The organism is Haloplanus sp. GDY1 (assembly GCF_023703775.1).
Taxonomy (GTDB): Archaea; Halobacteriota; Halobacteria; order Halobacteriales; family Haloferacaceae; genus Haloplanus; species Haloplanus halophilus.
Window position 1 is genome coordinate 2,204,188 of the sequence record NZ_CP098514.1, and the last position, 13,442, is coordinate 2,217,629.

A 13,442-nucleotide genomic window follows, 5' to 3' on the forward strand; every position below is an offset into this window, starting at 1 on the left:
GGATACGACGTACGCCGGTCCCCCGTGTCCATGTTCGACGTCCCTCGCCCGCTGAAACGGTGGTCGCTCGCGGCGACGGGCGTCGTCCTCGCCACGGTTCCGGTCGCCCGCCTGATCGTCGCCCCGGAAGGGGCGACGGCGCTGCTCGAGTGCGGCGTCCCCCTCCTGCTGTTCGGCGGCGTGACCTACGCGGGAGTGGCGTACGCCCGCCGGAAGCCGCCGGCGTTCACGGCCGTGGTGACGGGGTGGACGCTCTCGGTCGCCGCCGGGATGGTCGTGGTCGGGCTCTGGATCGTCACCCTCGCCCACCTCGACGCCACGGACCTCTCGTTCGGGGCGCTCGCGCCCGTGGTCACCTCCGTCGGCGCGGTCGCGGGCCTGTGGCTCGGGACGAACAGCGCGCGGTGGCGGGAACACGAGCGGGCGCTCCGCCGGAAACGGGAGCGGATCGACTTCCTGAACGAACTGCTCAGACACTACGTGTTGAACGCCGCGCAGGTGATCGTCGGCCGCGCGGACCTGCTCGCGGAGCGGACCGGCGACGCGGACGCGACGGTCGTCGCGGACGCGGGACGGCGGATGGCGCGACACGTCGAGCAGATGGGGGCGCTGATGTCGAACGAGGACGAGCCGTGGCCGGTCGACCTCGCGGCGGCGGTGGCGGAGGCGAACGCCGACTTCGGGGCGGACGCCCGCATCGTCGACCGGGTGCCCGAACCGACGCCGGTGCTGGCCGACGACGCCCTGGACGTACTGGTCGAGGGGCTGCTCTATCAGGCGGCCGACCGCGCGGACGACGGGGAGCCGACGATCCGGATCGACGCGACCCGCACCGACCGCGGCGTGCGCCTGACCGTCGACGACGACGCCGCGGAGCCGGCCGTCGAGGCGGTCGACCCCTCGGCCATCGACACCGAGGCCGGCGTCCTCCAGTTCCAGCAGTATCTCGTGGTGACACTGGCCGAGCGCTACGGCGGCGAGGTGACGGTGACCAACGAGGCGGAGGGCGCCCGGATCGAGGTGTGGCTCCCGGCACCCGAGGGCCACGGCACGTTTGGAAACCCTTAACAGCCGTCCTCGGGTCGGTTCGAGTATGAGGGTACTCGTCACGGACCCGATCGCCGACGCAGGGCTGGACCGGCTTCGCGATGCTGGCCACGAGGTGGAGACCGCCTACGAGGTGGAGGGGTCCGCCCTGCTGGACGCCGTCGCGGACGCCAACGCGCTCGTCGTGCGGTCGGGGACGGACGTGACCGAGGCGGTGTTCGAGGCGGCGCCGAACCTGATCATCGTCGGGCGGGCGGGCATCGGCGTCGACAACATCGACCTCGACGCCGCGACCGATCACGGCGTCATCGTCGCCAACGCGCCCGAGGGGAACGTCCGGGCGGCGGCGGAACACACCGTCGGGATGGCCTTCGCGACCGCCCGCTCCATCCCCCAGGCACACGCCCGCCTGCGGGCCGGCGAGTGGGCGAAAGGCGACTATCTCGGCACCGAACTCAACGGCAAGACGCTCGGCATCGTCGGCCTCGGGCGCGTCGGACAGGAGGTGGCGAAGCGACTGCGCTCGCTCGGGATGGACCTCGTCGCGTACGATCCGTACATCGGCCAGGAGCGGGCCGACCAGTTGGGCGCCGAACTCGCCGAGTTCGAGACCTGTCTGGAGCGTGCGGACTTCCTGACGGTCCACACGCCGCTGACGCCGGAGACCGAGGGGATGATCGGCACCGACGAACTCGCCCTGATGGACGGCGGTTACGTCGTCAACTGTGCGCGCGGCGGCGTCGTCGACGAGGCGGCGCTCGCGGCGGCGGTCGAGGACGGAACGCTCGACGGGGCCGCCATCGACGTGTTCGCGGACGAACCCGTCGACGCCGACAACCCGCTGCTCGCCGTCGACGACGTCGTCGTCACGCCCCACCTGGGCGCCGCGACGGAGGCGGCACAGGAACACGTCGCCACGAGCATCGCGGATCAGATCGTCGCCGCCTTCAACGACGAACCCGTCGCGAACGCGCTGAACGCCCCCTCCATCGACGAGAGCGCGTTCCCGCGCGTCCAGCCGTACATCGAACTCGCGGAGACGGCCGGCAAGGTCGCCGCCCAGATGTTCGACGGCCGCATCTCCGAGGTCCGGGTGCGCTACGAGGGCGACATCGCGGAGGAGGACATCGAGTTCGTCACCGCGAGCGGGCTCAAGGGCGTCTTCGAGCCCCTGGAGTGGCAGGTGAACGCGGTCAACGCCCCGAAGATCGCCGAGGAGCGGGGCATCGAGGTGACCGAGGAGAAGACCCGACAGAGCGAGGACTTCCAGAGCCTCGTCACCGTCACCGTCGGCGACGGCACCGACGAAGTCGGCGTGTGTGGCACGCTCTTCGCCGGCGACGACCCCCGGATCGTCCGCATCGACGGCTACCGGGTCGACGCCGTCCCCCACGGCCAGATGCTCGTCGTGCGCAACTACGACCGCCCCGGCGTGCTGGGCCTGATCGGGACCGTCCTCGGCGACAACGACATCAACATCGCGGGGATGTTCAACGGCCGCGAGACGCTCGGCGGCGAGGCGATGACCGTCTACAACCTCGACGAGCAGGTTCCCGAGGCCGTCGTCGGGCAGATCCGGGCGGACGAGCGCATCATCGAGGTGAAACAGCTCACCCTCGGCGACGGCGAGGACGAGGGCGACACCGGGACCGCGGACGACTAGAGGCCGAAAAAGCGGGCGATGCGGCCGAGGGCGTCGTCGTCCGTGTCGGGCGGCGACACCTCGGCCCCGCCGTCGTCGGTCGGCGAGTCGGACGCCGACCCACACTCCCGCTGCCGTTCGAGCAACCGCTCGTACCGCTCGACGATCCGCTCGTTCTCGCGGCGCTGTTTCTCGACCGCGGCGCGGAGCGCCTCGTTTTCCCGCTCCAGTTCGGCGATGCGCGTGCGTGCGTCGGCGTCGGCAGCGGGGGAGTCGCGGGAGACCGACGGCCCGTCCCGCCCGCTGCTGACCGTCCCGGTCGGAAGGCCACTCGGAACCATGCGTGATACATGCTCACACGCGACGAAAAACCCCCGTCAGACGGCCGTCGGACGGTCGTCGACTCGCAACGTATAGGTGGCCGGCGGCCCGGCCCGGACACATGAGCGAGGACGACGACTTCCGAGCGACGGTCGCGGAGGGGTTCGAGTCACGGTTCGGCGCCGACGCCGAGACGGCGGCCGCCGCGGCGGCGGCGGCGGCGACGTTCCGCGACGAGGTGGCCGAGGACCTGACCGCCGACGAACTGCTCGACGCCGTCGCCGAGGCGGACGACTACGAGGGCTTCGCCCACCGGTACGACCTCGCCATCGGCGACCTGGCGGCCGACGACGAGGACTGCACCGACTCGCGGGCGTACCGGCTCGCCGGGTTCGACGACCTGTCGGCCGATCCGGACATCGGCGCCTGAGCGCGGCTACTCCGCGAGGTGGTCCAGCACCGCCCCGACGTCGTTCGGGACGGGTTCGGGCTCGTTGCCGGCGGCGAAGGCCGCGTCGGGGTCCTTCAGCAGGTGGCCGGTCGTGAGACAGACCACCCGCTCGTCGTCGCCGACGACGCCCCGCTCCCGGAGTTTCCGGAGGCCCGCGACGGAGGCCGCGGAGGCGGGTTCGACGCCGACGCCCTCGGCCGCGAGCGACCGCTGGGCGTCGGTGATGGCCTCGTCGGAGACGGCCACGGCGGTGCCGCCCGTCTCTCGGATGCCCGGCAGCGCCTTCGGCGCGTTCACCGGGTTGCCGATGCGGATGGCGGTGGCGATGGTCTCGACCTCCGGCCACCGACGGACCTCGTCGTTGCCCTCCTCGACCGCCTCGACCAGCGGCGCCGCGCCCTCGGCCTGGACCCCCGTGAGCTTCGGGACGTCGGCGGGGTCCAGCGCGCCGCTCCCGACGAGTTCCCGGAAGCACTTGTACAGCGCCGCGGTGTTGCCCGCGTTGCCCACCGGCAGGACGATCCGGTCGGGGTAGGTGCCGTGGTCCGCGTGGAACTCCTCGAGGATCTCCAGCCCGATGGTCTTCTGGCCCTCCAGGCGGAAGGGGTTGAGCGAGTTGAGCAGGTACGCCTCGCCGCGGCCGGCCAGATCCTGCACGATGTCGAGGCAGTCGTCGAAGTTGCCGTCGACCTCGAGGATGCGGGCGTCGTGGAGCGCGGCCTGTGCGACCTTGCCGGCGGCGACCTTCCCCGCCGGCAGGAGTACGAGCGTCTCCATCCCGCCCCGGGCGCCGTAGGCCGCGAGCGCGGCGCTGGTGTTGCCCGTCGAGGCACAGGCCAGTCGGCCGACGCCGAGTTCCTTCGCGACGCGGACGCCGACGGTCATGCCCCGGTCCTTGAAGCTGCCCGTCGGGTTCATGCCCTCGTGTTTGATCCGGAGGCGCTCGACGCCCACGTCTGCCTCCAGCCGGGGGACGCGGTGCAGCGGCGTGGCGCCCTCGGGGAGTGAGACGCCGGCCTCGAAGGGGAGCGCGGCCGCGTAGCGCCAGACGCCGTCGCCCTCGAAGTCCGCGAAGGTCGGCGGGTCGGCGTAGCGCACCTCCAGCAGACCCGAACAGTCGTCGCAGGTGTACCGGATCGACGAGAAGGGGGCGAACGTCTCGCCGCACTCGATGCAGGCGAGCCAGACGCCGTCGGTGGCGGCCGCCGGTGCCGCCGGGGCGTCCGCGGTCAGGTCGAGACTCATTACCGGAGGGACGAGCCGCGGAGGCAAAAACGGGGCGGGTTCACTCCCGCTCGGTCCCGAAGTCGTCGATGGCGTCGTGGACCCGATCGGCCCACTCGTCGAGGGTGCGGTGCATCAGCTCCTTGGCCTCCGGGAGCGGCGTCGCGGTGTACTGGTAGACGTACCCCCCGGGGTCGAGCAGCCGGCGCTCCCGCTCCACGAGCCGTTTGTCGAGCAGCGTCGTCAGCGACCGGTTGACGTTGCTCCGGTCGCGGTCGAGTTCCGCCGCGAGTTCGGCCACCGTGCTCCCGGGGTTGTCGAGCAAGACGAGATACGTCCGGCTCTCGTGGTCCTGAATGCCGAAGACACAGGAGAGGACGTGCTGGAACTCCGGCTCCTCGACGCCGACCAGCTCCTCGATGTCGGGGGCGTCGGACATACCCTCCGTTGGCCACGGGTGACGTTAAAACCCCGCCAGGGTCGCGTGGCTCGCCCTATTCGCCGCGACCGTAGCCCATCTCCTCGATGCAGGTGCGCATCGCGTCGACCGACTCGTGTTTGTGGAGCGTCGTCGGCGTGTCGCAGTAGTAGGTGGTGCCGTCGTGACGGAGCGTCACCTCGTGGACGCCGCCGAGCATCTCGACGCGGACGACGACCCGCTGGCCGTCCTCCAGGGCGTCGAGAATCTCCGCGGCGGTGAGTTCGCCGGCGTCGACCGTGAGCGTCATGGAGGGACGTGTGGCGGCCACCGACATAGTAGGGGCGGCGGACCCGAAGCGTGAAGGTGGTCGCGTCCCCGGGTCCGGGCGTGCAGCCCTCCGACGGACGCTGGACGCGGCTGTTCGCGGTCCTCGGCGGTCTGGTCGGCGTCGCCGTCGTGACGCTCCACTCCCCGGAGTGGGTCCCGCGACCGGTCGTCGCCGGCCTCCTCGGCCTCCCCGCGACGGGGCTCGTCTACGGGACGACCGACCGGGGGTGGCGAACCAGCCTCCGACACGGCGGTGCGCTCGGCGTCGGGATGGGACTCGCCGCCGCCGTCGGCGCCCTCGGGTAACGGCGTCCCGACCCGAAAGCCTAACCGCGGACCCGCGCCAAGGGTCACCGACCGATGAACCCCACCGACGTGTCCGGCCTCCCGTCGGGCGTCCCCGACGTCCTTCGGGAGTCGGGGATCGAGGAGCTCTATCCGCCACAGGCCGCGGCCGTCGACGCCGGCGTCACCGAGGGAGAGAGCGTGGTCGCGAGCGTTCCCACCGCGAGCGGCAAGACCCTCGTGGCGGAACTCGCCATGCTGTCGAGCGTCCACCGGGGCGGCAAGGCGCTGTACGTCGTGCCGCTCCGCGCGCTCGCCAGCGAGAAGAAGGCCGAGTTCGAGCGCTGGAGCGACTTCGGCGTCGAGGTGGGCATCTCGACGGGCAACTACGAGTCGAGCGAGGAGTGGCTGGCCTCCCGCGACGTCGTCGTCGCGACGAGCGAGAAGGTCGACTCGCTCGTCCGCAACGGGGCGCCGTGGATCGACGACCTCACCTGCGTCGTCGCCGACGAGGTCCACCTCGTCGACGACCCCAGCCGGGGACCGACCCTGGAGGTGACGCTGGCGAAACTCCGGCGCATCAACCCCGGCCTCCAGACCGTCGCGCTCTCGGCCACCGTCGACAACGCCGACGAGGTGGCCGACTGGCTGGACGCCGAACTGGTGAAGTCGGACTGGCGGCCCGTCGACCTGCGGACGGGCGTCCACTACGGCGACGCCATCACCTTCGCCGACGGGGAGCAACGCGAGGTGCCGGTGGGACGGGGCGAGCGTCCGACCGCCGCGCTCCTCGACGACACGCTGTCGGAGGGTGGCTCGTCGCTCGTCTTCGTCAACTCCCGCCGGAACGCCGAGGCGGCGGCCCGGCGGGGGGCCGACGTGGCCGAGGACCACCTCACCGACGACGAGCGCGACGACCTGGCCGCCCTCGCCGACGAGGTGGCGGGCGTCTCCGACACCGAGACGAGCGAGGACCTCGCCGCAGTGGTGGAGCGGGGCGCCGCCTTCCACCACGCCGGCCTCTCCGCCGAACACCGGTCGCTCGTCGAGGACGCGTTCCGCGACCGCCTGCTGAAGGTCATCTGTGCGACGCCGACGCTGGCGGCGGGAGTGAACACCCCCAGCCGGCGGGTGATCGTCCGGGACTGGCGCCGCTACGACGGCGAGTTCGGCGGCATGAAACCCCTCGACACCCTGGAGGTCCACCAGATGTTCGGCCGCGCGGGGCGGCCGGGGCTGGACCCCTACGGCGAGGCCGTCCTGATCGCGAAGGATCACGACGCGATGGACCAACTGTTCGACCGGTACGTCGAGGCAGAGCCCGAGCCCGTACAGTCGAAACTCGCGCGGGAGCCCGCGATGCGGACCCACCTGCTCGCGACGGTCGCCTCCGGGTTCGCCCGCACGCGCTCGGGGCTCCTCGACTTCCTCGACCGGACGCTGTACGCGGCACAGAGCGAGGGTACCGAGCGCCTGGAGTCGGTCGTCGACTCGACGCTCGACTACCTCGTCGCCAACGACTTCGTGGAGCGCGACGGGGAGGAGATCACCGCCACGGCGCTGGGTCACACCGTCTCCCGCCTCTACCTCGATCCGATGAGCGCCGCGGAGATCGTCGACGGCCTGCGGGACGCCGAGGACCCCTCCCCGCTCGGGCTCTACCACCTCGTCTGTCGTACCCCCGACATGTACGAACTCTACCTGAAGTCGGGGGACCGGGAGACGTACACCGAACGCTGTTACGAGCGCGAGGACGAATTTCTGGGCCGGGTCCCCTCGGAGTTCGAGGACGTGCGCTTCGAGGAGTGGCTGTCGGCGCTGAAGACGGCGAAACTGCTGGAGGACTGGGCGCGGGAGGTCGACGAGGACCGCATCACCGAGCGGTACGGCGTCGGCCCCGGCGACGTGCGCGGGAAGGTCGACACCGCGGAGTGGCTGCTCGGCGCGGCCGAGCGCCTCGCGGTCGAACTCGACCTCGACTGCGCCGTGGCGGTGCGCGAGGCGAAAAAGCGGGTCGCGGACGGCGTGCGCGAGGAACTGCTCGATCTGACGGGCGTGCGCGGCGTGGGGCGCAAGCGCGCTCGTCGGCTCTACGAGGCGGGCGTCGAGTCGCGCGCCGACCTCCGCGAGGCGGAGAAGTCGGTCGTCCTCGGGGCGCTCCGTGGCCGCGAGCGGACGGCCGAGCGGGTCCTCGAGAACGCCGGGCGGGAGGACCCCTCGATGGAGGGCGTGAGCGTCGCCGAGGCGAGCGCCGACGGCGAGGACGGGGACGGGGACGGGAGCGACGCGGACACGCGACGCGCCGGGGACGGGTCGGCCGCGGATTCGGGCGATCAGCAGGCCAGCCTGGGTGATTTCGAGTGATCGTCGTCGAGGGGGTCGCCACGGTGAGCGACCTCGACGACTTCCTCGCGACCCTCGATGCCGCCGCCGAGGAGTACGGCGTCACGGTGCAGGCCTTCGACGCGCGCTACCTGGTCGGCCGGACCCACCTGGAGCGGGCGGTCGAACTCGCCGACCGGGCGTTCGAGCGGGGGGAGAACGTCGCCCGCGAGCGGAGCGTCGAGATCCTGCTGTACGCCGCGGGCCGCCGACAGATCGACGACGCGCTGGAGATGGGCGTCAGCGAGGGGGAGACGCCGGTCGCGGTCCTGATCGACGGCGCGGCGGGCGACGAGTCGGCCGCGGCCGACGCCCTGCGGGACCGCCTCGACCTCGACCCGGCGCCGACGCTCGGGTCGGTCGACGCCGAGCGGGTGCGGGCGTTCTTCGACGTGACGAGCGCGGAACTCGACGCGGGTGCGGGCGACCTGAGCGACCTGGTGTGCGAGCGCGTGGCGTTGCTCGACGTCGAAAAGTAGCGCCGCCGGGGGGAATAAAAAACCGTGTCAGAATCGTCCCGGTCGCTTACATAGGGGGGAGACCTCTATCCCGTCGAGATGACTACGGACGACGCCGACGGCGACGACGCACCGACGGACATGGAGATCGCACGGGCGACGGAGACGCGCCCGATCACCGACGTGGCCGGCGATCTCGGGCTGTCCCGGGACGACCTCGATCCGCAGGGCAACGGCATCGCGAAGATCGAGCAGGACGCGATCCAGCGGACCCTCGAGGACGCCGACGAGGGGAACCTCATCCTCGTGACGGGGACGACGGCGACGCCGAAGGGCGCGGGCAAGACCGTCACGACGGTCGGCCTCGGACAGGGACTGAACCACATCGGCGAGCAGGGCGTCGTCGCGGTACGCGAGCCGTCGCTCGGCCCCGTCTTCGGCATCAAGGGCGGCGCCGCTGGCGGCGGCTACTCGCAGGTGCTCCCGATGGAGGACATCAACCTCCACTTCACGGGCGACCTCCACGCCCTGACGACGGCGCACAACCTCGTCTCGGCGACGCTCGACACCAAGATCCACTACGGCAACCAACACGACGTCGACGTGGACAACGTGTCCTGGAAGCGCGCGCTGGACATGAACGACCGCGCGCTCCGCGAGGTGGTCGTCGGCCTCGGCGGCGAGACCAACGGCCCGCCCCGGGAGGAGGGGTTCCAGATCACGGCCGCCTCCGAGGTGATGGCGGTGCTCTGTCTGGCCGACTCCCTCTCGGACCTGAAGGAGCGACTCTCCCGCACCATCGTCGCCTACGACTCCGAGGGCGACCCCGTCACCGTCTCGGATCTGGGCATCCAGGGCGCGATGGCCATGCTCCTGAAGGACGCGCTGCGACCGAACCTCGTCCAGACCATCGAGGGGACGCCCGCCTTCGTCCACGGCGGCCCCTTCGCCAACATCGCCCACGGGACGAACTCGCTCGTGGCCGACAAACTCGGCCTCGCCCTCGGTGACTACCTCGTCACGGAGGCGGGCTTCGCCGCCGACCTCGGCTTCGAGAAGTTCGGCAACATCGTCTCCCGACACGGCGTCGCGCCCGACGCGGCGGTCCTGACGACCGCCGTTCGGTCGATGAAGTACCACGGACTCGACATGTGGCCGGTCGACTACGACCGCCTGAAGGAACCCGACCCCGACGCGGTGCGGGCGGGCATGTCGAACCTCGACCACCACGCCGGCATCATCGACCAGTTCGGCGTCCCCTTCGTCGTCGCCATCAACCGCTTCCCGACGGACACCGACGAGGAGATTCAGGCGATCATCGACCACTGCGAGCGGGAGGGGTACCCCGTCGTCGTCTCGAACGCCTTCGCCGACGGCGGCGAGGGCGCGGCGGAACTCGCCGAGACGGCCAAGGCCCTCGCGGACAGCGACGAGGGCGACTTCGAACCCCTCTACGACGTCGACGAGGAGCTGACGGAGAAGATCCGAACCGTCGCCACCGACGTGTACGGCGCCTCCGACGTCCACTTCACGGAGGACGCGCTCGACGACCTGGAGCGCCTCGAGGAACAGGGCTACGGCGACATGCCCGTCTGTCTCTCGAAGACACAGCACTCGACCACGGACGACCCGACGCGGAAGGGTGCCCCGGCGCTCGACTGGACGCTCACGGTGCGCGAGTGTTACCCCGACGCCGGCGCCGGCTTCGTCGTCGTCCTGACGGGCGACGTGCTCACCATGCCGGGGCTGCCCGCGGAACCCGCCGCCGAGGAGATGGACGTGGACGCCGAGGGCAACGTGAGCGGCCTGTTCTAGGGCCGCACCGAGCGCTTTCCAAAGGAAAAAGATTACCACAGTCCGCCTCCAGAGACATCACGTCCACCGGACAGTTGAGGCACCCCACACGCCGGTCGCTCGATCGTCGTGCCGGTGGACAGCTGATCGCCGAACCGATCGCGACGCTCCCCCCCTTCCCCCTCGTCGCGATCACCCCCCTTTCGGATCGTTCAAGAGCGTCGGCCACGTACGTCGGCGCGTGTCAGATCGGATCGACGACGTACCCACGGTCTCCTGTGAGCGGTGCGGGCGGGAGTGGGACCTCTCCTACGAACTCGACGAACTGGTGGCGGGGAACCGCGCCGTCGAGCAGTTCGCGCTCGACCACGAGCGCCACACGGGGCACTACCCCGACGGCGTGGCGACGTGGCGCGCGGCCTGTCGGCACTGCCCGGACGGCGTCGAGCGCCTCTCGGAGTCGGCCGCGCGCCGCTGGGCGCGGACCCACGCCCGTCACACCCGCCACGACGTCACGCTCCGGGGCGCGGAGGGCGAGGAGGCGCTGATCGAGGGCGCGAACGCGGAGTGACTCGTCCGGTCCGTCGTGTCTCACCGCGGGTCGCTCTCCCACCGGTAGTCACACGCCCCGCAGTCGGCGTACTCGGTGTCGCGACGCGTCTCGGGGTAGAACGCGGCGTCGTCGACGCGCGCGCCGCAGTCCGGACAGACCGCGTGGTCGGGGACGAGCGTGCCCTTGAACACCGTCCCGCAGTCCGGGCACTCGACCCCGTGGTCGGCGCCGACGCCCTCGACGGTCGCGCCACACTCCGTGCAGGTGTAGCGGCGGGGCGGCCCGTCGCCGCCGTACTCGGCGCCCGGATCGGTCCAGTCGAGGCCGGCGTCGTCCCCCGCGTCCGCGTCGCGGTCCCCCAGTCCGAGCCACCCCAGCACCCGTCCGAGCATGGCGGCGGCTACGAACCCGGTGACAAAACCTCTAGGGGACGACTTTTGGCCGCCGGCCGCGATGGGCCACCGTGATCCCGCTGGTCCACGACTTCGACGGCGAGGTGGTGCTGGTGTTCGGCGGCGGCGCCGTCGGCGCCCGGAAGGCCCGACGCTTCGCTCGCGAGGCGCGGGTCGTCGTCCTCAGCCCCGCGTTCGCGGACGCCGACTTCGGCGGGAGCGAGTTCGTCCGCGCGGCACCCGGTCCCGAGGACGTGCCGGCGTGGCTCGACGCCGCCGACCCCGCGCTGGTCGTCGCCGCGACGGACGACGCGGCGCTCAACGCCGCCGTCGAGCGTCACGCCCGCGAGGCGGGCGTCCTCGTCAACCGCGCCGACCGGAGCGGCGACCGGGCGCGCGGCAGCGTCGTCGTCCCCGCCACCGTCGACGACGACCCGGTGCGCGTCGCGGTCACGACGGGGGGCACCAGCCCCGCGGTGAGCCGCCACCTGCGCCGGGAGCTGGCGGGCGTGATCGAGGGAGCGGGACTGGTCGCGACGGTCGTCGCGGACCTGCGTGCCGACCTCAAGGATCGCGGCGTCGACCCGGAGCGGCGGCGGGCGGCGATCCGTGCCGCGGCGGCGGCTCCGTCGGTGTGGTCGGCGGCCGAGGGCGACGGCGACGAGGAGCGCGTCCGCACGGCCGCGCGGCGGGCGGTCGAGGACGCACTCGACGGGCCGTGACGACCAGTCGACGCTCAGCGTGCCGCCACTACCAGTCGACGCTCAGCGTTCCGTCACCCTCGGGGTCGGGCGCGACCTCCTCGTCGGTGCGGCGGTCGATCACGTGGATGACGCCCCGTCCCTTCTTGGCCGGGCAGACCTCCGCGGCGCGGACGTTGTGCGAGAGGTCGTCCGCTCCGACGTAGTAGGACCGCGGGCGCGCCAGCCCGGTGTCGAGGTCGAGATCCCAGTTGTCCGACACCTCGGCGCACTTCCCGGTGCCGATGCATTTGTTCGCCTCGAAGATGATCTTGTAGGGCTTCTCGTCGACCGGCGGCGCGTCGGCGTCGCCGACGTCGCTCGGCCGGATGGGGTCCTCGCTCATGGCGGTCGTTGGTCGCTGAGGGAGATACTCAGAACCCCCGAAGGTCGTCGAGGACGGCCGCGGCGGACCCGTCGTCGATGGCCGACCGGGCGGCGTCGAGGCCGGCGTCGAGGCTGTCGGCGTCGCCGCCGGCGTAGATCCGGACGGCGGCGTTCAGCGCGACGGCGTCGTACCAGTGGTCGGTCCTGTCGCCCGCGACCACCTCGCGGGTGAGGCGGGCGCTGTCCGCGGCGACGTCCTCGACGCCCAAGTCCTCGGTTTCGAAGTCCATGCCGTACTCGGCGGTCTCGATCTCGTAATCCTCGAACTCGCCGTCGGCCGACCAGTCGGCGACCTTCGTGTAGCCGGGCCGGATGTCGTCGTACCCCTCCATCCCCTGGAACATGATGACGCGATCCAGGTCGTGGAACGTGCTCTCGTCGAACGTCTCGACCACCTTCTTCGCGAAGGCGAGGTGGTAGAAGGAGCCGAGGTGGACGCTCGCGCCCGCGGGGTTGGCGAGCGTCTCGACGGTGTTGACGAAGGTGCGCACGCCCATCCGGTCCCGGCGGTCGAACAGGTCGTGGACGGCGGGGTTGAAGGCCGGCTGGTAGTAGAAGCCGAAGCCCACCTCGTCGACCATCGCGGCGGAATCGCGGGGCGTCAGTTCGGTCGCGACGCCGAGTTCGTCGAGGACGTGCTTGTACGCGTCCTGCTTCTGCGTGGGGACGCGGTCGCCGGAGTGGGCGACCACGGGCGTCCCCGCGGCGGCGGCGACGACGCCGGCGGCGACGCCGAGGATGGCCGACCGGCCCTTGCCGTCGTAGTTGGCGCCGCAGTCGACCGGGTCGGCGTCCGGCGTCGCGTACTCGACGCGGTCGCACATCTCGTCGGTGAACGCGGCGAGTTCGGTCGGGGTGTTGTGTTTCCAGCGGTTGGCCAGCCAGAAGGCGCCGAGCGTCGTCGGGTCGGGGTCGCCGTCGAGGATGCGACGCATCGCCTCGCCCGCCTGCCGGCGGGTCATGTCTTCCGCCGATTTGGTCCCCGACCCCACCACCTCGGTCATCAGGCGCTTGAGCG

The 13,442-nt window shown here is 71.6% G+C and carries 16 protein-coding genes; 9 read left to right on the forward strand and 7 right to left on the reverse strand.

Annotation, left to right across the window (positions count from 1 at the left end):
• The first annotated feature begins 30 nt into the window (after window positions 1-30).
• Complete coding sequence (locus NBT67_RS11825) at window positions 31-1,068, forward strand: ATP-binding protein (RefSeq protein WP_251341917.1); 1,038 nt, start codon at window positions 31-33, stop codon at window positions 1,066-1,068.
• Window positions 1,069-1,093: 25 nt separating this feature from the next.
• Window positions 1,094-2,710: a phosphoglycerate dehydrogenase gene (gene serA, locus NBT67_RS11830; RefSeq protein ID WP_251341918.1), complete on the forward strand. Its 1,617-nt coding sequence runs from the start codon at window positions 1,094-1,096 to the stop codon at window positions 2,708-2,710.
• Here the strand turns inward: serA and NBT67_RS11835 are convergent.
• Complete coding sequence (locus NBT67_RS11835) at window positions 2,707-3,030, reverse strand: hypothetical protein (RefSeq protein WP_251341919.1); 324 nt, start codon at window positions 3,028-3,030, stop codon at window positions 2,707-2,709. The two genes, serA and NBT67_RS11835, sit on opposite strands and share 4 nt — an antisense overlap.
• Before the next feature lie 101 nt (window positions 3,031-3,131).
• Between NBT67_RS11835 and NBT67_RS11840 the strand changes: the two genes are divergently transcribed.
• Window positions 3,132-3,440, forward strand: coding sequence for a hypothetical protein (locus NBT67_RS11840; protein ID WP_251341920.1), 309 nt, complete (start codon window positions 3,132-3,134; stop codon window positions 3,438-3,440).
• Window positions 3,441-3,446: 6 nt separating this feature from the next.
• Here NBT67_RS11840 and thrC read toward each other — a convergent pair whose 3' ends face one another.
• Genes thrC through NBT67_RS11855 form a run of 3 tightly spaced genes read right to left on the reverse strand, consistent with a single transcriptional unit; the run spans window position 3,447 to window position 5,413 of the window.
• The gene (gene thrC, locus NBT67_RS11845; RefSeq protein WP_251341921.1) at window positions 3,447-4,706 is read right to left on the reverse strand and encodes a threonine synthase; all 1,260 of its coding nucleotides are present in this window, start codon (window positions 4,704-4,706) and stop codon (window positions 3,447-3,449) included.
• Between the two features lie 40 nt (window positions 4,707-4,746).
• On the reverse strand, window positions 4,747-5,124 hold the full coding sequence (locus NBT67_RS11850; protein ID WP_251341922.1) for a helix-turn-helix domain-containing protein: 378 nt from the start codon (window positions 5,122-5,124) through the stop codon (window positions 4,747-4,749).
• A gap of 55 nt (window positions 5,125-5,179) precedes the next feature.
• Window positions 5,180-5,413: a DUF8001 family protein gene (locus tag NBT67_RS11855; RefSeq protein ID WP_251341923.1), complete on the reverse strand. Its 234-nt coding sequence runs from the start codon at window positions 5,411-5,413 to the stop codon at window positions 5,180-5,182.
• 80 nt (window positions 5,414-5,493) lie between these two features.
• Here NBT67_RS11855 and NBT67_RS11860 point away from each other — a divergent pair, with 80 nt between their 5' ends.
• The 5 genes from NBT67_RS11860 to NBT67_RS11880 all read left to right on the forward strand — a co-directional run bounded on the left by NBT67_RS11860 (window position 5,494) and on the right by NBT67_RS11880 (window position 10,923).
• Window positions 5,494-5,739, forward strand: a complete 246-nt coding sequence (locus NBT67_RS11860) for a hypothetical protein (protein WP_251341924.1) — start codon at window positions 5,494-5,496, stop codon at window positions 5,737-5,739.
• Window positions 5,740-5,793: 54 nt separating this feature from the next.
• Entirely contained in the window at window positions 5,794-8,082 is a 2,289-nt protein-coding gene (locus NBT67_RS11865; RefSeq protein ID WP_251341925.1) for an ATP-dependent DNA helicase, read from the forward strand.
• A complete protein-coding gene (gene cgi121 / locus NBT67_RS11870; protein ID WP_251341926.1) occupies window positions 8,079-8,579 on the forward strand; it encodes a KEOPS complex subunit Cgi121 in 501 nt (166 codons plus the stop codon). The genes NBT67_RS11865 and cgi121 overlap by 4 nt, the downstream gene beginning before the upstream one ends.
• A 78-nt stretch (window positions 8,580-8,657) precedes the next feature.
• The gene (locus NBT67_RS11875) at window positions 8,658-10,373 is read left to right on the forward strand and encodes a formate--tetrahydrofolate ligase (protein ID WP_251341927.1); all 1,716 of its coding nucleotides are present in this window, start codon (window positions 8,658-8,660) and stop codon (window positions 10,371-10,373) included.
• Window positions 10,374-10,593: 220 nt separating this feature from the next.
• Complete coding sequence (locus NBT67_RS11880) at window positions 10,594-10,923, forward strand: DUF8062 family protein (RefSeq protein WP_251341928.1); 330 nt, start codon at window positions 10,594-10,596, stop codon at window positions 10,921-10,923.
• 20 nt (window positions 10,924-10,943) lie between these two features.
• On the opposite strand, the gene NBT67_RS11885 is transcribed toward NBT67_RS11880, so the two are convergent.
• Entirely contained in the window at window positions 10,944-11,297 is a 354-nt protein-coding gene (locus NBT67_RS11885) for a TFIIB-type zinc ribbon-containing protein (RefSeq protein WP_251341929.1), read from the reverse strand.
• A gap of 71 nt (window positions 11,298-11,368) precedes the next feature.
• Between NBT67_RS11885 and NBT67_RS11890 the strand changes: the two genes are divergently transcribed.
• Window positions 11,369-12,019 (forward strand): precorrin-2 dehydrogenase/sirohydrochlorin ferrochelatase family protein, encoded by a 651-nt coding sequence (locus tag NBT67_RS11890; RefSeq protein ID WP_251341930.1) that lies wholly within the window; start codon window positions 11,369-11,371, stop codon window positions 12,017-12,019.
• 28 nt (window positions 12,020-12,047) lie between these two features.
• Here NBT67_RS11890 and NBT67_RS11895 read toward each other — a convergent pair whose 3' ends face one another.
• Both NBT67_RS11895 and NBT67_RS11900 read right to left on the reverse strand, forming a co-directional pair.
• Window positions 12,048-12,383 carry a ferredoxin gene (locus NBT67_RS11895; RefSeq protein ID WP_251341931.1) on the reverse strand — a complete coding sequence of 112 codons (336 nt, stop codon included), beginning with the start codon at window positions 12,381-12,383 and terminating at the stop codon, window positions 12,048-12,050.
• Window positions 12,384-12,411: 28 nt separating this feature from the next.
• Window positions 12,412-13,428, reverse strand: a complete 1,017-nt coding sequence (locus tag NBT67_RS11900; protein ID WP_251344376.1) for an anthranilate phosphoribosyltransferase — start codon at window positions 13,426-13,428, stop codon at window positions 12,412-12,414.
• Between the last annotated feature and the right edge of the window lie 14 nt (window positions 13,429-13,442).